The sequence below is a fragment of the Aeromonas sp. FDAARGOS 1407 genome, assembly GCF_019048725.1.
In the GTDB taxonomy this organism is placed as follows: Bacteria; Pseudomonadota; Gammaproteobacteria; order Enterobacterales; family Aeromonadaceae; genus Aeromonas; species Aeromonas enteropelogenes.
Window position 1 is genome coordinate 3,657,531 of sequence record NZ_CP077399.1, and the last position, 19,662, is coordinate 3,677,192.

Consider the following 19,662-nt stretch of genomic DNA (forward strand, 5'->3'; position numbering starts at 1 on the left):
TACCGGCGTGAGAATACTAACGAAAGCAGCTGAATTAAAAGTTAACGCAAGTCACACTTTACCCCACGGGAAATGCAAGAAAAGTATGAAAACCCTTTCCTTAAAATTCTTTTAAAAACCAATCAAAACCATAAAAATCAATAAGTTAACGCAATCGTAAAAATAATTAAATATGAATAGGTTTTCAGAGGTTGCCAAGTCTTGAAAATCCTTGAAAATAAGCCATGAAATGGCGCATTGAAAGCGATTTCAATGCGCCAAAATGTAATATGAAGCCAACACGATATCCCCCGTTGTTCAGGGATGAGCCTTGAACTGGTTGGTCAAGGGATCATAGTGATACCCAATCTGGCCCAGCCTGTTCGCCAATTGCTCCTCACTCATGTCGTAATAAGCCAGCAGCTCTTCCAGCCCGTCACACTCCAGTCTCAGCTTTTCATTGATGATGCCCAACAAGATGTTGGCATCCAGACGCTGCAAAGTACTGATATCCATGACGTCACCTCCCCTACATTAACCCTGTATAACCATGGGCGGTTCCATTCCATTTGTCCATCGAATAAAAAACGACCACTGCTTTTAAAAAAATTTTCCTGATAAATCAGTATCTTTTTCTCCCATCCTGCCAAGGGCATCACATTTTTTGGCAAAAATGCCTTGTCAGAGTCACAGGACAGAACTACTGTATGCGCATACAGCTTGAGTTTTTATACAGGATGCGTAGATGAACCAGCCCCAGCACTCACCTCTCTATGGAATGACCCGTACCATGAGCAATCCCTGGCCAACCAGAACGGCTTGCAAAGCGGGACCGACTCACGCTCGCGCGTCTTTCTTGTCTGATGAACCGCTGCACAAAGAACTGGGTACGCAATCAATTCCTACCAAGGGATGGATCCTGCTGATCGCCCCGCCAGGCCGCCCTGCTGCTCTCCATCTGCAGGAACAGGGACTTGATCCAGCCAGGGTCTTGATTGTGCACAGCACCAAGATCAAGAACTGGCAGCAGACGCTGGAGCGCAGCCTCGGTTCTGGCCATTGTGCCGCCGTGTTCACCTGGTTACCCGAAGCGATCGAACTGGATCACGCCAAATTGCAACGGCTGGAACAGCAATCTGGCGTATTCATCCGTTATTTGGGCGACGTGACGCCAAGAGCAGCCAAGCCCCAGATCGCCTATGCAGAACAGGATATCTACCTTAATCACTGACAAAAACCGACTATGGCGAGACTCGACCAAAGAAAACTAGGCAGTGAGCCAACGGCATATTGCTGTAATCCGGGACAAAATGCAGTGAATCAACGCTGCCGGCTTCTCGCCAAGAGATAGGTCATCGCCATAAATGATGGAAGCGGTAAGGATGGAGATGGAGCTCGGCGATAACAACTTGCGGATCAGAGCAAGGCTCTTTTGAGCCAAGCCATTGCCCTTGGAAAGCACATGCCACTGGCAATGGGCCGTCATCCTTGAAATGTGAGGTAACAAGGGGTATAACCACGCGTTTTATCAGGTGTATTAAGTGAGCAGTATGATGCAAGCCCCTTTTTGGCAGACCAAGAGTCTGCAACAGATGACCGAGTCAGAATGGGAATCCCTCTGTGACGGCTGTGGCAAGTGCTGCCTCAACAAACTTATCGATGAAGACACCGAAGAGCTGGTATTCACCAATGTCGCTTGCAACCTACTGAACACCAAGACCTGCCAGTGCTCTGACTACCTGAATCGATTCAAAAACGAGCCTGACTGCCTGCAGATCACGCACGACAAGATCGCCGAGTATGACTGGCTGCCTTCAACCTGCGCCTATCGTCTGCTGGCAGAAGGCAATCCCCTGCCGGCCTGGCATCCCCTTATCACCGGCAGCCGCTCTGCCATGCACCAGGCCGGACAATCGGTACGGGGCAAAGTCATCCATGAGGTCGATGCCGGTGAGTGGGCCGACCATATCATCACCTGGGCAAGCTGAGCCCAAGGCATAGCGCCATACATCAAGCTAGACCAAGGGCTGCCCATGCAGCCCTTTTTGCTCTCTCCCGTTTTTCGTCAGCCATCCCCTTCTTTCCTGCCGCACTCACCCATCCCTTTGTCAGCGCCTGAGATAGCGGTAACGGTAAGAGGCAGAGGCAGAGGCAGAGGCAGAGGCAGAGGCAGAGGCAGAGGCAGAGGCAGAGGCAGAGGCAGAGGCAGAAAATCCTCCCGCCCCCTGAATGGCAAGCATAAAAAAACCGGCACCTGGGCGCCGGTTTTTAATCACGTGTTCTCGATTACAGAGAAGCGGTGAAGGTACGGGTGATGACGTCTTGCTGTTGCTCTTTGGTCAAAGAGTTGAAGCGAACGGCATAACCGGATACGCGGATGGTCAACTGCGGATATTTCTCCGGGTTTTCCATGGCGTCCAGCAGCATTTCACGGTTCATCACGTTCACGTTCAGGTGCTGACCACCCTCTACGTTGGCTTCGTGGTGGAAATAACCGTCCATCAGACCAGCCAGGTTGGCTTTCTGGGCTTCCATGTCTTTACCCAGTGCGTTCGGTACGATGGAGAAGGTATAGGAGATACCATCTTTGGCGTAAGCAAACGGCAGCTTGGCAACGGAAGTCAGAGAGGCAACCGCACCCTTCTGGTCACGACCATGCATCGGGTTGGCACCCGGGCCGAACGGCGCACCGGCGCGACGACCATCCGGGGTGTTACCGGTTTTCTTGCCGTACACCACGTTGGAGGTGATGGTCAGCACGGACTGGGTAGCCACGGCGCCACGGTAGGTGTTCAGCTTCTGAATTTTCTTCATGAAGCGCTCGACCAGGTCACAGGCGATGTCGTCGACGCGAGCGTCGTTGTTACCGAACTGCGGGTATTCGCCTTCGATTTCGAAGTCGATGGCCACGCCGTCTTCATCACGTACCGGCTTGACCTTGGCGTACTTGATGGCAGACAGGGAGTCGGCAGCAACGGACAGACCGGCGATACCGCAAGCCATGGTGCGATACACGTCACGATCGTGCAGCGCCATCAGAGAGGCTTCGTAGCTGTACTTGTCGTGCATGTAGTGGATGATGTTCAGGGCCGCTACATACTGCTTGGCCAGCCAGTCCATGAAGTGATCCAGACGATCCATCACTTCGTCGTAGTCGAGGTACTCGGAGGTGATCATCTCGGTCTTCGGACCGACCTGCAGCTTCATCTTCTCGTCCATACCGCCGTTGATGGCGTACAGCATGGTCTTGGCCAGGTTGGCACGAGCACCGAAGAACTGCATTTGCTTGCCTACGATCATCGGGGACACACAGCAAGCGATGGCGTAGTCATCGTTGTTGAAGTCCGGACGCATCAGATCGTCGTTCTCGTACTGAACGGAAGAGGTCTCGATGGATACCTTGGCACAGTACTTCTTGAAACCGACCGGCAGCTTCTCGGACCACAGGATGGTCAGGTTCGGCTCAGGGGACGGGCCCATGGTGTACAGGGTGTTCAGCATACGGAAGCTGTTCTTGGTGACCAGGGTACGGCCATCAACGCCCATACCGGCCAGAGTCTCGGTGGCCCACATCGGGTCGCCGGAGAACAGTGAATCGTATTCCGGAGTACGCAGGAAGCGAACCATGCGCAGCTTCATGACCATGTGGTCCATCAGCTCCTGGGCTTCCTGTTCGGTGATCAGACCCTTCTGCAGGTCACGTTCGATATAGATGTCCAGGAAGCTGGAGGTACGACCGAAGGACATGGCTGCACCGTTCTGGGACTTGACTGCCGCCAGGTAGGCGAAGTAGGTCCACTGTACGGCTTCTTTGGCGTTCTTGGCCGGTACGGAGATGTCGCAACCATACTTGGCAGCCATGACTTTCATCTGGGCCAGAGCACGGTGCTGCTCGGAGATCTCTTCGCGCAGACGGATGGTGGCTTCCAGGTTGACGCCGTTTTCCAGATCTTCCTGCAGGGACTTGAACTGGGCCAGTTTGTCGGCCATCAGGAAGTCGATACCGTACAGGGCAACACGACGGTAGTCACCGATGATACGGCCGCGACCGTAGGCATCCGGCAGACCGGTGATGACGCCGGACTTGCGGCAGTTCAGGATGTCTTTGGTGTAAACGTCAAACACGCCCTGGTTGTGAGTCTTGCGGTACTCGGTGAAGATCTTCTCGACCATCGGGTCCAGCTGACGACCGTACACTTCGCAAGAAGTCTTGACCATCTTGATACCGCCGTTGGCGATGATGGCGCGCTTCAGCGGCTTGTCAGTCTGCAGGCCAACGATCTGCTCCAGGCTCTGATCGATGTAACCGGCATCGTGTGCGGTAATGGTGGAGGGCAGGTCGGTATCAAAATCAACCGGCGCGTGAGTGCGGTTCTCGATCTTGATGCCTTCCATGACCTTGTCCCACAGCTTGGTGGTCGCTTCGGTCGCGCCAGCCAGGAAGGACTCATCACCTTCATACGGGGTGTAGTTCTTCTGGATGAAGTCACGGGTGTTGACAGAAGTCTGCCATTCACCGGCCGCGAAGCCTTCCCATGCTTTTTGGAACTGTTCGTTAAGTTCTGCCATTTTTCATTACCTCACACGGTATTGATGTAGTATCCCGCAATCATCCTTAATGATGACGACGGAAGATAAACCAGTAAGTCAAACCAACCATGACGCCACCACCGATGATATTGCCAATGGTAACAGGGATGAGGTTGTGTAGGACAAAGTTGGATACGGTCAGATCGGCGAAGCTTGCCGGATCCTGTCCGATAGCCTGCCAGAATTCCGGGCTGGCCACGCTGTGAATCGCGATACCAACCGGAATCATAAACATGTTTGCGATGCTGTGCTCGAAGCCGGAGGCGACGAACATGGCAACCGGCAGCAACATCACCACGACCTTGTCAGTGGCACTGCGGGCACCAAATGCCATCCAGGCGGCAAGGCAGACCATCAGGTTGCACAGGATGCCAAGGGCAACGGCTTCAAAGAAAGTATGGTGGATCTTGTGCTGGGCCACTTTCAGGGCGTTGAGGCCCCACTGGCCATCTGCCGCAGTGTATTCCGCCGACATGATGATAAGCCCCACCATGAGCAGGCCACCAATCAGGTTGCCAAAGTAGACCAGGCCCCAGTTTTTGAACAGCTGTGCCCAGCTGATGCGGTTGGCTGCCTTGGCCACCAGGGTCAGGGTGGTGGAGGTGAACAGCTCGGCACCGAGCAGCACACAAAGAATAAGACCAAGGGAGAAGCAGAGACCGCCGACCAGCTTCGCCATGCCCCATGACATGGAAGAGGAGCCTGTGGTCACCGTAATGTAGAAGATAAACGCGATGGCGATGAAAGCGCCTGCGGTAATGGCCAGTGGAATGACCTTGTATGCCGGCTTGGTGGCCTTGGCATAAGTGATGTCTTCAGCCAGTGCTGCGATGGCTTCGGGTTTGAGACAATCGAATGGAGATTCAGTTTTCAATTATTTTGTACCTGAACGTTTTGCCTGCCGAAATCATAACAAAGGGGCAAATGGCCAAAATTGACATTGATCAAATTTATCAGTGTGCGAATGTAATTTTACTACAAAGATTTTAAGGCTGCAGAGCCATAAGTTTACACCAGGTTTCAGCTGAAACAGAAGCTTTGTTTTTTTAATATAATGATTTAAAAGAATTTATTGATATCCACCTCAAAGTATTATCGGCAAGATATCTTTGCGGGACGACCCTGTACCCCCCTCCCCTTCGTCAACCCCCTTAGGGGTATTTTTTGTTTTTTATTTCATCTTTGAATAACGCATCACACTCTGTCTTTTGCATAAAAAAGGGGCCGAACGGCCCCTTTATAACACGTTATAGCCTTACGCCCACTGGTGGGTGCGTTTGGCTTTCTGCAACTTTTCGTAAGCCGACAGCAGTTTCTGGTGCAGCGGGAACTGCTCAAGCGACAGATCGGCCGCCTCCAGACCGTGGAAGCGCGCCTTACCACTGGCGTGGGCCCAAGCCTCGGCCAGGGTATCTTCGCCGAACATGCGGGCGAACACGGCGCGGTACTGCTCGGGGTCTCGCTCCTCGTCGAGGAAGAGCTCGACACAGGCGCGCAGGGCGCGGTAGTAGTTGGCCCGCTCGGCCGGGAACACGGACTGGTTGAATTCCATGGTCCAGTCGATGAGATCGAGCGCCGTTTCCAGCTCGCCTGCGGCCAGCGCCAGCATGGCCTTGAGCTCACCAACCCTCAGGGTATGCAGAGCGGTGCCCTTGGCGGCGGCAATGCCGAGCAGCTCTCGCACCCGGGTGCGTTCGTCGTGCCCCTCTTCATCCAGCTGGTCAAACAGCGCCATGTATTGCTCTGCATCCCACTCCAGCGCCGGCAGCGCCAGAATAGTTTCCCGCAGGTGAGCCCCCATGGTGTTGTTGGCCAGCAACAGATCCTCGGCCGGATAGATGTCGGACATGCCGGGCACCAGGATGCGGCAGGCATAGACGCCCAGGTGCTCGTAGTCGGCGATATAGACCGGCTGCTCCAGCTCGTGGAAGATGCCGATCAGGTGATCGAACTCCTCCTGCGACGTGCCGCGAAAATCCCAGTCGGCAAACTCGAAGTCCGCATCCTGCTTGAACAGATCCCAGCTGATGAGACCGGAGGAGTCGATGAAGTGGGTCTCCAGGTTGTGGTGATCCGCTACCTGCTCGTTGTCGAACGAGGGCGGTACGAACACGTCCAGATCCTTGAGGCCACGCCCCTGCAGCAGCTCGGTGACGGTACGCTCGAACGCCACTTCGAAACGCGGGTGGGCACCGAAGGAGGCAAAGCAGGTGCCGTTGCTCGGGTTGAGCAACACCACGCAGATGACCGGATAGCGGCCACCCAGGGACGCATCGAAGCTGTAGATGGGGAAACCTTCGGCCTCAAGGGCGGCGATGGAGGCCTGGATCCCCGGATAACGGGCGATCACCTCAGCAGGGATCTCCGGCAGGCTGATGGCCTCGGCGATGATCTTGTTCTTCACGTGACGCTCGAACACCTCGGAGAGCGCCTGGGTGCGGGCCTCGGTCTTGGTGTTGCCGGCACTCATGCCGTTGGAGACATAGAGGTTGCCGATGATGTTCATCGGGATGTAGACGGTCTGATGGTCGGACTGGCGCTCGAACGGCAGGGCGACGATACCTCGCTCCTCGTTGCCAGACTGCAGATCCACCAGCATGTCGGCGGTCACTTCCCCATCCGGGTTGTAGAACTTGCGGGTGAAAGAGTCGAGCAGACCGGCAGGCAGCTGATCCCCCTCGATGGGGAACCACTTCTCGTTCGGGTAGTGGACGAAATCACCGTTCGCTACCTGCTCGCCCAGATAAAAGTCGGCGAAGAAGTAGTTGGTGGAGAGACGCTCGAAGTACTCGCCGAGGGCCGAGGCCAGTGCGGCCTTTTTGCTGGCGCCCTTGCCGTTGGTAAAGCAGAGGGAGCACTCCTTGTCACGGATGTGCACGGACCAGACGTTGGGCACGGGGTTGAGCCAGGAGGCCTCTTCGATATCAAACCCCAGGGCTTGCAGCTTGGTCTGGAAGCGTTCGATGGAGTCTTCCAGCGCCGCGTCCTTGCCGGGAATAAAAGTGTGGTCGGTCATCACAATGTCCTGATTTTATTGGCTCATGTTTGGCCGCAGATAATAGCAGGGGTCAACGGCTTTGGCAGGACAAAAATCAGCGCCGGACGCAAACAGAAGGGAGAAAGAGGAGAGAGGCGATGAGGGCGCCACATTGATCAGTAAACGGGACCGGGCTGCCGCCCGATCCCGCGCAAGAGGGATCACCGCGATGGTGAGTTAGAGCTGCTTGCCCTGGCTCGCGATGACCGACTGATACCAGAAGAAGCTGTCCTTCTTGAGACGGCGCAGGGAGCCCCCCTGCTCGTCCCGCTCAACATAGACGAAGCCGTAGCGCTTCTGGTAGCCGTTGAGCCAGCTCAGAATATCGGTGAACGACCAGGCGCAATAGCCCAAGAGCTCCACCCCGTCCTGCAGCGCCTCCTGGCACGCCTTGACGTGGCTGCGCAGATAGTCGATGCGGTAATCGTCGTGCACCCTGTCCCCTGCCGCCAGCTTGTCGAACTCGCCGAGGCCGTTCTCGGTGATCATCAGCGGCAGGCCGTAGCGGGAGGAGAGCCGGCGCAGGGCGATGCGCATCCCGGTCGGGTCGATGGCCCAGTCCCAGTTGCTGGTCTCCAGGTGCGGGTTGGGCGCCGTCTTGTAGAGGCCGGGAATGCCGCTTGGCGGCGTAGTGCCCTTCTTGCCCGTGGTGTTGATGCGCTGCATCGTCTGGCCGCCGAGCGGGTTGTCGGTATAGGTCAGGGTGTAGTAGTAGTTGACGCCGATGTAGTCGGGGGTTCCTTCCCGCAACAGCTCGAGATCGCCCGGCAGGATCTCCGGCGCCTCGCCGGTTTCCCGCAGGTAGGCGAGCGCCGCCTGGGGATAGCGGCCAAAGCAATATGCATCCAGCCACCAGAGGTTGGTGAACTCCTCGGCATTCTCGTAAGCCAGCATGTCTTTGGGATCGCACGAGGCCGGATAGGCGGGAGAATAGGCAAAGCTTGGGCCGATCAGCCCCCCCGGCACATGCAGGCGAAACGCCTTGATGACCCTGGCGTTGGCCAGAAACGCAATGTGGTTGGCAGCAAAGAAGCGCTTGCGGTCTTGCTCTGCGGGCGGATGGGTGCCGAGCTGATAGGCGTTGGTCAGGTTGTAGTTCTGTTCGTTGAGCGACACCCAGTACTTCACCTTGCCGGCAAAGCGCTGATAGAGGGTCACACAGTAGCGCTCAAAATCGGCGATGATCCGCCGGTCTTCCCAGCCGCCGTATTCGTCCTGCAGCGCTTGGGGCAGGTCCCAGTGATAGAGGGTGAGCACCGGCTCAATCTGGTGGGCCAGCAGGGTATCGATGAGTTTTTCATAGAAGGCGAGCCCCGCCTCGTTCACCTCGCCACGGCCGGTCGGGTAGATGCGCGGCCAGCTCACCGAGAAGCGGTAGGCCTTGAGCCCCATCTCGGCCATCAGCGCCACGTCCTCCTCCATGCGGTGGTAGTGATCCACCGCCACGTCGCCGTTGCTCCCCTCAAAGGTCTTGCCCGGCAGCTTGGTGAAGCGATCCCACACCGAGGGCCCCTTGCCATCGGCGTCCCAGCCCCCTTCCACCTGATAGGCGGCGGAGGCGGCGCCCCACAAAAAATCTTTCGGGAAGTCGTTGAACTTGTGGTGATGCATCTGGGGTTGCTCCTTCTGCGGCGGTGGGCTGGCCACCTTGATCGCACCGACTGGCGGTGCCCAATGGAATTGGCATTAGCATCGAACAGTTCTAAAATTCCGTCCAATGACAAATTTAACCATTCAACATTCCAAACAGGAATCACAGGAGCCGACATGGAGTTGCGGGATCTGAAGGCCTTCGTCACCCTGGGGGAGGTATTGCACTTCGGTCAGGCGGCGGTGCGCCAGCACGTCACTCAGTCGGCGCTGAGCAAGCAGATCCGGCGGCTGGAAGAGGAGCTGGGCGGCGAGCTGTTCGAGCGCAACGCAAGCAGCACCCGTCTCACCGTGCTGGGACGCGCCCTCTATGAGGATGCCCGCGCCCTGGTGGCGGCCAGCGAGCAGCTAGCACGCAGCGCCCGCGACGTGCTGGCCGGCAACAGCGGCACCCTGCGCATCGGCTTCGGGGTCGCCACCAAGCTGCTGGTGCCCGCCGCCATCGCGCAATTTAGGGCCGAACGCCCCCAGGTGACCATAGAGCTCAACGATCTCTCCACCCACCATCAGTTGCTGGCACTGAGCGAAGGCAAGCTGGATCTCGGCTTCTGCCGCCTGCCCGCCCCCAAGGGGTGGCCGTGCCTGCCGGTGGTGCGGGCCCATTTTGTCGCCGTGCTGCCCGCGAGCTACGCCGGTGTGAGCAAGCTGGCTGATCTGGTGGACAAGCCGCTGGCCATCCTGCGCCGGGACAAGGCCCCCTCGTTTTACGATCACCTGATGCACTACCTGGCCCAGAGCGGGCTGCGTTTTCGCGATATCCAGTACGTCAACGACTTCGCCGCCGGCGTCGCCACCGCCGCTGCCGACATCGCCTGGACCCTGGTCCCCTCCTCCACCACCATAGAGCACCCGGATGTGCTGACCCTGCCGCTGACCGAGGGGGAAGCCTGCTGGACCATTGGCCTTATCCGCCCACCCCACAGCAAGGGGCCGCTGATCGACGCCTTCTGGCAGACGGTCAGCACTCTAACCACAGGAATAGGCGCCGCACAGTCCGCGCTGCCGGGGTCAGATCCGGTCTTGTCACCATCCTGACTGTCCACAACAACCAAACAGCGGAAAAAACAGAGGGAAGACCGTGGCCTTCCCTCTCTCTTGCGTCGCTATCAGTGCTGTCGATTCAGACCGACAGCCTGCGTGTGTTGTTTGGCCGGAAAAGTCCTGTAGCTCAAGCCAGCTCGGCCCGTAGCGCCCGGGTTGCCTCCACCATCACGCTGAGGGCGGCGGTGGTCTCTTCCCAGCCGCGGGTCTTGAGGCCGCAGTCCGGGTTGACCCAGAGCCGCTCGGCCGGGATCTGCTTGGCGGCCTTGCGGATCAGATCCTCAATCCAGCCCTGGCTCGGCACGTTGGGCGAGTGGATGTCATAGACCCCCGGGCCAATTTCGTTGGGGTAGTTGAAGCGCTCGAACGCCCCCAACAGCTGCATCTGGCTGCGGCTGGTCTCGATGGTGATGACGTCCGCGTCGAGCGCGGCCACCGCCTCTATGATGAGGTTGAAGTCGCTGTAGCACATGTGGGTATGGATCTGGGTACTGTCCACCACCGGGCTCGCACTCAGGCGGAAGGCGCGCACCGCCCAGTCGAGGTAGGCCTGATGATCCTGCTTGCGCAGGGGCAGACCCTCGCGGATCGCCGGCTCGTCGATCTGGATGATCTTGATGCCGGCGGCCTCCAGATCCGCCACCTCGTCGCGAATGGCCAGACCGATCTGCAGGGCGGACTGCTCGCGGCTCACGTCTTCCCGCGGGAAGGACCAGCAGAGGATGGTCACGGGACCGGTCAACATCCCCTTCACCGGCTTGTCGGTCAGGCTCTGGGCAAACTTGGTCCACTCCAGGGTCATGGGGGTCGGACGGTCGATGTCACGGGTGATCACCGGCGGCTTGACGCAGCGGGAGCCATAGCTCTGTACCCAGCCGAAGCGAGTGATAGCAAAGCCGTCCAGCAGCTCCCCGAAATACTCCACCATGTCGTTGCGCTCGGCCTCGCCGTGCACCAGCACGTCCAGCCCGATGGCCTCTTGGCGCAGGATGGCATCCTTGATCTGGGCCTGAATGCCCGCCTCGTAGGCCCCGTTGTCGATGCGACCGGCCCGCCAATCCTGACGCAGCACGCGGATCTCCGGGGTCTGCGGGAAGGAGCCGATGGTGGTGGTGGGCAACAGTGGCAGCTTGAGCTCTGCGCGCTGAACCTCTGCCCGCACCGGATAGGGGTTGTGGCGATCAAAATCGCTGTTGGTGAGGCTTGCCAAGCGCGACTGCACCGCCTTCTTGTGCACCCGGCTGTCGGACTCCCGAGCGATGATGGGCTGGCTGTAGGCCGTGATCTTGTCCAGATCCCCGCCATCCGGCTCTTTGTTATCCAAATAAGCAGAGAGCAACCCCAGCTCGTAGCACTTCTGCAGGGCGAAGGCGAACCAGCTACGGGTCTGTGGATCCAGCTCCTGCTCCAGGGTGAGATCCACCGGGCTGTGCAACAGGGAGCAGGATGATGCCACCCAGAGCTGCTCGCCATATTTATCCTTGAGGGCCTTCAGGGTCGGGGCCAGCTTGAGCAGGTTGGCGCGCCAGACGTTGCGGCCATTGATGACGCCAGCCGAGATGACCCACTGGGCCGGCAGATAGGGCAGCAGAGTCTGCAGTTGCTCGGGGGCGGCCACCAGATCCAGGTGCAGGCCGTCGACCTTGAGGCTGGTGATGATGTCGCGCTGGTGAGCCACAGAGCCGAAATAGGTGGTGAGCAGCAGCTTGCAGGGGCCGGCGAGGCGCTCATACGCCTTGAGATAGGCCAGTCGCCACTCGTCCGGCAGATCCAGCGCCAGCGCCGGCTCGTCTATTTGTACCCACTCCACGCCCTGGGACGCCAGCTTCGCCAGAATTTCCTGGTAGACGATGAGCAGGCGCTCCAGCAGCTCGAGGCGGGAGAAACCGCTCTCCTTCTCCTTACCAAGCCACAGGTAAGAGACGGGGCCCAGCAGCACCGCCTTGACCGGCAGCCCCAGGGCCTTGGCCTCCTCCACCTCGTCAAACAGCTGACTCCAGCCCAGCTTGAAGCGCTGGTCGCGGCTGAACTCGGGCACCAGATAGTGGTAGTTGGTGTTGAACCACTTGGTCATCTCGGCGGCAGCGGCGGCAGGGCCGGTCGGCGCACGGCCACGGGCGACCCGGAACAGGGTATCGAGATCGGTGTCGCCGTGACGGTGACGGGCCGGTACCGCATCCACCAGCAGGCTGGTGCCGAGCACCTGGTCGTACCAAGCAAAATCCCCGACCGGCAGCAGGTTGACCCCGGCGCTGCGTTGGGCCTGCCAGTGACGCTCACGCAGGCTCTTGCCCACGGCGATGAGATCGCTCTGGCTGGTTTCGCCACGCCAGTAGGATTCGAGGGCAAATTTCAGCTCGCGCTTGGCGCCGATGCGGGGGAAGCCCAGGGTATGTGCTCGGGTCATAAATCCAATTCCTTATGCTCGTTCATCTGATGGGAAACTGGATGATTTGGCCATCCAGATGTTTACACATCCAAAATGACAAGATAAGGTGGCGTTGGCTATTGAATCCTTTTCAACAGCTTCTCAAGAAATCCTCAACTGACACGCAAGCGCATCTTCAGCCGATGCCACAAGGAGCCATGTCATGGCGCTGCCAAGCAATTCAAGCATCGAGATCAAACACTTGAAGACGGTGACGGCACTGGCCGAGCAAGGGTCGCTGGCCGGGGCGGCGCTCACCCTCAACCTCACCCAGTCGGCCCTCTCCCACCAACTCAAAGAGTTGGAGGCCCGCCTCAATCTGGAGCTGTTTTTGCGAAAGAGCCGGCCCCTGGTGCTGACGGCGGCGGGCAACCAGCTGCTGACCCTGGCCCGTCAGGTGCTGCCCGCCCTGGCCCATACAGAGAAGCAGCTACAGGCCCTGCACAACGGTGACGCCGGCCGCCTGCATCTGGCGCTCGATTGCCACAGCTGCATCCAGTGGCTGCTGCCGCTGTTGCCTGATTTTCGCCGCCAGTGGCCAGGGGTGGATCTGGAGGTGGAGTCGGTGCCGGGCTTCGATGCCCTGGCCGCCCTGCTCGGCGGCCAACTCGATCTGCTGCTCACCTCGGACGTGCAGGCCCGCGGCGATCTTCATTTCGAACCGCTGTTCGCCTTCGATCTCACCCTGGTGATGGCACCGGATCACCCGCTCTGTCGGCAAGCGTGCATCGCGCCAGAGGATCTTCGCCAGGAGGTGTTGCTGGTCTACCCGGTGGAGCGCACCCGGATGGATGTGTTCAGCCGCTTCCTGCAACCGGCCGGGGTGGAGCCCGCCCGCTGCAAGCCGGTGGACAACACCTCGGTCATGTTGCAGATGGCTGCCGCCGGGCTGGGTGTCGCCGCCCTGCCGCGCTGGGCCAGCGACGAGTTTGTCCGCCAGGGGCTGCTCGAAACACGGCCACTCGGGGATGGCGTGCGCCGCCATATGTATGGCGCGGTGCGCGCCGCCGATCGGGATCAGGCCTGCCTGCAGAGCCTGTTTGCCCGCATTCGCAGCAAGATGGGCGATCAGAAATAGACATAACAAGGCCGCCATAATGGCGGCCTATATCGGAAACAGGTGTTTGCCAGAGGCAAGGCGAGCCAAGCATCGATGGCTATGGCTCGGCCGGCTCCCCTGTCTTCTTGCTCTCCTGGCGCCGCGGGCAGTTGCCGCAGAGCGCGCCATCGCGGCGCTTGTAGTGCAGGCAGCAACGCTGACGCACATAGCCGGGGGACGCATCATTCTGCGGTAACGAGGCCGGACGCCACCCCGCCAGATGGCTATCCGGCAGGGCGCAGGCGGCGAGCCAGAGCGGTGCGTGGGCCGCCACCGTCTCGCGGCTCACCTCGGCAAAAAAGTCCGGCACCCGCACCAGTGCCGCCAGCAGATCATCGGCCAGGAGCGGGCGCACGAAACCGGGCCGCAACCGTTGTACTCCGCCCAGCAGCGCAAGCAGTGCCTGCCAGTGCACCTGCAACCGTGTGCCCGCAGCCTCGATCAGGGTCTCTGTCTCCCCCTTGATCATGGGCGCCACCGGCAGGGTCATGCCACTGACCAGTCCCTCCCGATAGTCCAGTTCCAGCTTATCCAGCGCAGGCACGGCCCCCTGGCGATAGACGGCCACCATGGCCAGATAGATGGACTGCCAGCTGAGCATGCTCCAGCTGCGGGTCAGCCAGTAAGCTGGCCCCGCCTCCGGATGTACCTGTTGCCAGTAGGCGTGAAGCTCGGCCGCCACCCGGGCAGGCGCCATCGGCGAGGATGACGTCAGCAGAGCGCTCCCCTCCGCCTCCCGAATGCGTCCCGTCAGCGACGGGATAAGCTTGGCGGCGGCCGCAAACAGGGCCCGATGCTCCGCCGCTATCTCATCCCGAGGCGCTCCCCGCAGTGCTTCCAGAGTAGGCATGGCGAGCACAGTGCGCCCCCCATCAGCCCCGGTCGGATAACGCGGGGCTGATGGAGCATAAGAGGGTGCGCTGGCAAGCCCCGGACGATCTCCGGGGCGCAGGGTCAGAATGCGTATTTGAGTCGAGCCTCCAGGTTGCGCTCGGCCCCGAACCAGCAGTTGTTCCGGTCGTAGCAGGAGTAGTATGTCTTGTCGAACAGATTGCTGGCGACGAGGGAGGCTTCCACCCCCTTGAAACGCTGGCTGAGGTGCGCCAGATCATAAGAAGCACTCATGTCCATCAGCAGGTAATCAGGCACTGTGCCGCTGTTGTCGGCATCGAGCTGGGCCTTGCCCACATAACGCAAGCCGGCCCCCAGCCACAGACCCCGCTCGAAGCGATAGTTGCTCCACAAGGAGGCGGTCTGCTCGGGCACCCAGACCGGCGTTTTGCCCTGCAGGCTCGTGGTATCGCGGGTGATCTCCATATCGAGGCGAGTGTAATTGAGCGCCAGATCAAGCTGGCTGGTGAGATCGACCCTCCCCTCCAGCTCGACGCCGCGGGAGACCATCTCCCCGGTCTGCAGCATGGGGCCGTAGAGGTTGTCCGGATCCGTCACCAGCGCGTGCTGCTTGGTGATGTGGAACACCGAGACGGTCGCCGTCTTGCTCATGTCATCGGAGAGGTACTTGACGCCCCCCTCCCACTGCTGGCCGGTGGCCGGCTCAAACGCCTTGCCATGCTTGTCCGCCCCCGATACCGGCTCGAAACTCTCGGCATAGCTCGCATAGGGGGAGAAACCGCCGTCCAGCTCGTACAGGGCGCCGAGGCGCAAAGAGAGATTGTTCTGATCCACGGTGGCCAGGGTATGGCTCGCCGCCCCCTGATAGAGGGCGTGGCTGTCGGTATCCATCCGGTAGCTGTCGTAGCGCGCACCGCCAATCACTACCAGTCGATCGAGGCGCAGCTGATCCTGCAGATAGAGACCGCTCTGGTGCTGGCGGATCACCTTCTTGTCCTGATAGTTGAACGTTGGCTGCACCGAGACCAGCTGGTTGTGGTTCGGGGCGAAGATGTCAATGGCGGGCGCCGAATAGTCCAGGGTATCCCGGTAAAGCACATGGGCATCCAGATACTGGTAGTCGACCCCGAGCAGCAGGTTGTGCTGGGCGGCGCCGGTTTGTACCCTGCCCGCCAGCTGGTTGTCGATGACAAAGCCGCGGGAGTCTTCATCCGTCAGATAGACGTTGCGGGTCAGGGTGCGGTGATCCGTCTCCAGCGCCCCGTTGTAGGTGTTGCGCTGATCGGCCGAGGCATCCATATAGCGGGCATTTTGCAGCAGTTGCCAGCGATCGTTGAAGTCGTGGCTCAGCTTGTAGCCCAGCAGGGTCACCTCCCGACTGTAGTGGTTCCACTGCTCGTCCCCCAGGAAGGTGTCACTGCCAAGCTGGCCCAGGGGATTGGCCTTGACCGAGCCGCTGGCCGGTACCGTCGTGTAGATGCCCGCCGCCGGGTCCCGCTGGTAGTAGAGATTCAGGTTGAGCAGGGTGCGCTCGCCCAGCTGCCAATCCAGCGATGGCGCAAAGACGTAGCGCTCCTCCTGTGAAGTGACTGCCTGCCCCTCTTTCTGACGAGCCAGCCCTACCATGCGGTAGGCGAGGGTCTCGCTGATGGCCCCCGTGCTGTCGAGGCTCATCTCCTTGAGATTGCCCGTGCCTGTGGCGACGTTCACGCTATGGCTTGCCTCGCGCTGGGGGTGCTTGGCGATAAGGTTGACCATGCCGCCGGGGGGCATACTGCCATAAAGCACCGAGGTCGGCCCCTTGAACACCTCCAGCTGCTCGATGGCCACCGGATCTATCTGGGGTTGCAGGTTCCACTCGTTGTACTGCAGCAGCAGGCCGTCGTAGAAATTCTGGTAGTTGTCAAAGCCGCGGATGTTGAACAGATCCAGCCGGTTGACGGCGCCGCCGCGCAGCTCGGTGTTGACGCCTGGCACATAGCGCAGCGCCTCGCTCACCGAACTGGCACCTCGCTGTTCCAGCGTCTCACCGTCCACCACCGAGATAGCCTGGGGCGTCTCGATAGGGTCGAGCCGGGTCTTGGTCGCTGTGTTGCGATAAGTCTGACCGAGCACGGTCAGGGTCTCATCGGCCTGCGTCTCCTGCGAACGCTGGGCAGGGGCGGCCAGCACGGAACCGGTCAACAGGGTGGAAATGGTCGCGGCGACCACGGTCAATGTAGGGCGAACAAATTGCATCTGATCCTCGACTGCCTAATGCGCGTTAATAGTAACAAATCTCATTTGCATTTTATTGCGCTAATTGGTCCCGAAATTAACAATTTGGGGCATGTTGGCAGGCAAGGCGGTGAAAAACAGACAAAAAAGCCTCAACCGAAAACCCTTCGTGTCGAGTGAAAATGGCTTTGAATTCAAATGACTATCTAGTCAGGCAGGGGGCAATGGACAGATGATCAGTACCCACCAGGACGGCGGCTCGCTCCCAGACAGCCTCCTCGAGTACTTTGTGATCAGCGCGGTGAGATGGGCAACCAGTACTCCATGCTGGCATCCGGCTGCTGGCCGTCGAACCCGACGCCATAGCGCTCCAGCTCGAACCCGTCCAACCCGCGATAACTGGAAGATGGCAGCCAGTGCAGAATAAACCAGTTGAGACTCTCTCCCAGCTGGCTGATGGGGCCCACGTGGGTGAGTACCGCATAGGTCTGGGGCGGGATCGCCAGATCTGTGAGTCCCGGCGCAGATTCACTCCCCTCCTCCTCTGCCACACAAGCCCAGTAGGGCAAAATGACGCCCGCCGCCGAGACATCCACGACACCGATCAGCTCCCTTGCCCTCTCCAGCGCACCGGTATCTCGCAAGGCCCGCCAGATGGCGGGCACCGTCTGCTGAAAATCGGGCGCCTCGGCAAACAGACCGCTGATCTGCCCCCTGATCCCATGCAGGGTGAAACCAGGTTTGCTCTCTATTCGCAACTGCACCAGCTTGGGGGGACTTGCAACCGCCATCGCTGCCCTCACCAGCGGGGTACGCAGCCCCAGTCTCAGTCCCCGCTTGCGATAGGCCAGCGGTGAGCAGCCAAACTGCTGCTTGAAGGCGCGGCTAAAACTCACCTCGGAGCCAAAACCGTAGCAAAGCGCCAGATCCAGCACTCGTTGCCGCCCCGACAGCAGCGCCTCCGCCGCCAGGCTCAACTTTAGCTCGCGCACATAGCTGGCCACCGTCAGCCCGGTTTCGTGCAAAAACATCCGCTGCAGTTGCCAGCGCGACCAGCAGCTCTGTTCCGCCAGCTGTTCCAGCGACAAGGGTTCATCCAGATGGGAGTGGATGTAGTCGAGCACCCGTTCAATTCGGGTGAAGTGGTACGGGACGGGGTGTGGCGAGGACATGATGCTGGAAACTCACTCCGTGATGGCAGCATGAGGGTCATTTACGGGGGACTCCCGGCAGGGCGCCAGTGTGGCACAAGGTATGCCACAAGGCACCCACCCCATCGGGATAGATGGTATTCGCTTGCCAGCCGTAAAAAGTGCAGCGCTCTGCCCGGCTGGCAATCTTGCTCACGATTCCACGGGGTAAGGCTAATTACGCACGGGAGAAATAATCGGCGGGAACGAGCACCACGGCGCCGGTGGCCACCTCTTCGGCGATCACTTCGGCCAGGGAGCGCAGGTGGAATTTGATCTGCCCCGACGGCAGCATCAGGCCTATGTCCGGGTTGCGCTCATCCATCATATTGCCGGTCTTGAACGGCAGGGTCGGATACTGCGCCACCAAAGCCGCCAGCGAAGACACTACCAGTTCGATATGTTCAAGCCCCGCCTGGTGGCTACGCCCCGGTTTGGGGGCTGCCAGCTCGATGCAAGGCACTTCGACGTCCCCTACCTTGACAGGCTGGTGCAAGCGATAGGTCGCGATGGGGCGCCCACCAATCATCCCCTCCACCAGCAACTCCCCCGCTCCTGCCAGTACCTCGCACAGAGACTGGTATTCGGACAAATTGGCGGCACGGTAACAGAGGTGATCGATATGGGGAGCTGTCATGTTGACGCCAAGGGCGGCCAGTTCGGTCAAAAGCTGAGAAACAAATGGGGCCATTGGCCCCAGTGTGGAATCGAGTGGGTGAGACATGGTTACCATTTCTTCTTGGGTTGGAACAGGACATCGAGCTCGTCGGTCTCCCTGTCCTTGATGTTTTGCAGATCCTGGGCACTGTTTTGCTGCTGCAGCTCATCCAGAGCCATGAGCCCCTGACGCATATCCTCTTCCCGCGCCAGCAGATAAGGATCCTTGTCGCTCACCCCCGCCATCACGGACAGCCCCTTGGTATAGAGCTGGCGACAGGTGCCGTACTGACCCTGGATCTGGGCATCCATCGCCCGCTTGACCAGGTTGGAGATATTGATCTTGAGCTGCATCAGTTCGAGGCGGCGATCTTCCTGGGCAAATCCTTGCGGATCTATCTTGCCCTTGTTGTGTTCGACCCGCAGCAGGGCGCGCATCTTCTTGACCAGTTGCAGCATCTGGATCGCCTGGCGATCCGACTCCGGTGTCTTGAAGTGCCCTTCATCCTGACTGCTGTAATTCTCCTGCACGTTCTTGATCTGGGTCTGCACATCGGCAATCCGCTGCTTGACCTGGGTATTGGGCATCAACAGGGCAATGGCGCGATAGGCGTCGAGAATGCGGTGTTGCAGCAGCAGCACCATGTTTTTGGAGAAAGGCACCAGATTGACGTTGAGCAGCACCTCTTCGGTCTCGTCGGCCACCGTCTTGTGTCTGGCAACGGCGTGGCGCTTGTCGGCCTCCGCCTTCTGCTTATATTGCTGCACCACGTTATAGGCGATGACCAAAAACAGGAGCGCGCCAATAGACAGCAATACCAAAGTGATAATCATAGGATGTCCAAACCCCTGTCCCAATCCAATTGCGTGATCCTACAACAGCTTACCTACTTAAGGTAGCCTGCAGAACCCCCGTGTCCAC

General features: G+C 59.4%; 15 protein-coding genes. 4 read left to right on the forward strand and 11 right to left on the reverse strand.

The window, feature by feature from the left end; all coding sequences use genetic code 11:
* Positions 1 to 297: 297 nt before the first annotated feature.
* Positions 298 to 495: a DUF4250 domain-containing protein gene (locus I6L37_RS17175; protein WP_026456128.1), complete on the reverse strand. Its 198-nt coding sequence runs from the start codon at positions 493 to 495 to the stop codon at positions 298 to 300.
* Between the two features lie 229 nt (positions 496 to 724).
* On the opposite strand from I6L37_RS17175, the gene I6L37_RS17180 reads away from it, so the two are divergent.
* Together I6L37_RS17180 and I6L37_RS17185 are read left to right on the forward strand one after the other, a co-directional pair.
* The gene (locus tag I6L37_RS17180) at positions 725 to 1,210 is read left to right on the forward strand and encodes a cell division inhibitor (RefSeq protein ID WP_216992491.1); all 486 of its coding nucleotides are present in this window, start codon (positions 725 to 727) and stop codon (positions 1,208 to 1,210) included.
* Between the two features lie 322 nt (positions 1,211 to 1,532).
* Positions 1,533 to 1,967, forward strand: coding sequence for a YcgN family cysteine cluster protein (locus I6L37_RS17185; RefSeq protein WP_302057032.1), 435 nt, complete (start codon positions 1,533 to 1,535; stop codon positions 1,965 to 1,967).
* A 298-nt stretch (positions 1,968 to 2,265) separates the two neighbouring features.
* On the opposite strand, the gene pflB is transcribed toward I6L37_RS17185, so the two are convergent.
* The 4 genes from pflB to I6L37_RS17205 form a co-directional block, all read right to left on the reverse strand.
* Positions 2,266 to 4,548, reverse strand: a complete 2,283-nt coding sequence (pflB, locus tag I6L37_RS17190) for a formate C-acetyltransferase (RefSeq protein WP_026456125.1) — start codon at positions 4,546 to 4,548, stop codon at positions 2,266 to 2,268.
* Between the two features lie 46 nt (positions 4,549 to 4,594).
* Complete coding sequence (focA, locus tag I6L37_RS17195) at positions 4,595 to 5,443, reverse strand: formate transporter FocA (RefSeq protein ID WP_042028928.1); 849 nt, start codon at positions 5,441 to 5,443, stop codon at positions 4,595 to 4,597.
* A gap of 381 nt (positions 5,444 to 5,824) precedes the next feature.
* Positions 5,825 to 7,585, reverse strand: a complete 1,761-nt coding sequence (gene ycaO, locus I6L37_RS17200) for a 30S ribosomal protein S12 methylthiotransferase accessory factor YcaO (RefSeq protein WP_216992492.1) — start codon at positions 7,583 to 7,585, stop codon at positions 5,825 to 5,827.
* A gap of 198 nt (positions 7,586 to 7,783) precedes the next feature.
* Complete coding sequence (locus I6L37_RS17205) at positions 7,784 to 9,217, reverse strand: glycoside hydrolase family 1 protein (protein WP_216992493.1); 1,434 nt, start codon at positions 9,215 to 9,217, stop codon at positions 7,784 to 7,786.
* Between the two features lie 156 nt (positions 9,218 to 9,373).
* On the opposite strand from I6L37_RS17205, the gene I6L37_RS17210 reads away from it, so the two are divergent.
* Entirely contained in the window at positions 9,374 to 10,291 is a 918-nt protein-coding gene (locus I6L37_RS17210; protein WP_216992494.1) for a LysR family transcriptional regulator, read from the forward strand.
* 133 nt (positions 10,292 to 10,424) lie between these two features.
* On the opposite strand, the gene metE is transcribed toward I6L37_RS17210, so the two are convergent.
* Positions 10,425 to 12,704: a 5-methyltetrahydropteroyltriglutamate--homocysteine S-methyltransferase gene (gene metE, locus I6L37_RS17215; protein ID WP_216992495.1), complete on the reverse strand. Its 2,280-nt coding sequence runs from the start codon at positions 12,702 to 12,704 to the stop codon at positions 10,425 to 10,427.
* Between the two features lie 184 nt (positions 12,705 to 12,888).
* Between metE and I6L37_RS17220 the strand changes: the two genes are divergently transcribed.
* A complete protein-coding gene (locus I6L37_RS17220) occupies positions 12,889 to 13,803 on the forward strand; it encodes a LysR substrate-binding domain-containing protein (protein ID WP_216992496.1) in 915 nt (304 codons plus the stop codon).
* 79 nt (positions 13,804 to 13,882) lie between these two features.
* Here I6L37_RS17220 and I6L37_RS17225 read toward each other — a convergent pair whose 3' ends face one another.
* The 5 genes from I6L37_RS17225 to I6L37_RS17245 form a co-directional block, all read right to left on the reverse strand.
* Complete coding sequence (locus I6L37_RS17225; protein ID WP_216992497.1) at positions 13,883 to 14,674, reverse strand: siderophore ferric iron reductase; 792 nt, start codon at positions 14,672 to 14,674, stop codon at positions 13,883 to 13,885.
* 104 nt (positions 14,675 to 14,778) lie between these two features.
* Positions 14,779 to 16,914, reverse strand: coding sequence for a TonB-dependent siderophore receptor (locus I6L37_RS17230; protein ID WP_216992498.1), 2,136 nt, complete (start codon positions 16,912 to 16,914; stop codon positions 14,779 to 14,781).
* A 272-nt stretch (positions 16,915 to 17,186) separates the two neighbouring features.
* Entirely contained in the window at positions 17,187 to 18,065 is an 879-nt protein-coding gene (locus I6L37_RS17235; RefSeq protein ID WP_216992499.1) for an AraC family transcriptional regulator, read from the reverse strand.
* A 196-nt stretch (positions 18,066 to 18,261) separates the two neighbouring features.
* Positions 18,262 to 18,816 (reverse strand): VOC family protein, encoded by a 555-nt coding sequence (locus tag I6L37_RS17240; RefSeq protein ID WP_216992500.1) that lies wholly within the window; start codon positions 18,814 to 18,816, stop codon positions 18,262 to 18,264.
* Positions 18,810 to 19,574 (reverse strand): hypothetical protein, encoded by a 765-nt coding sequence (locus I6L37_RS17245; protein ID WP_042028943.1) that lies wholly within the window; start codon positions 19,572 to 19,574, stop codon positions 18,810 to 18,812. The genes I6L37_RS17240 and I6L37_RS17245 overlap by 7 nt, the downstream gene beginning before the upstream one ends.
* Between the last annotated feature and the right edge of the window lie 88 nt (positions 19,575 to 19,662).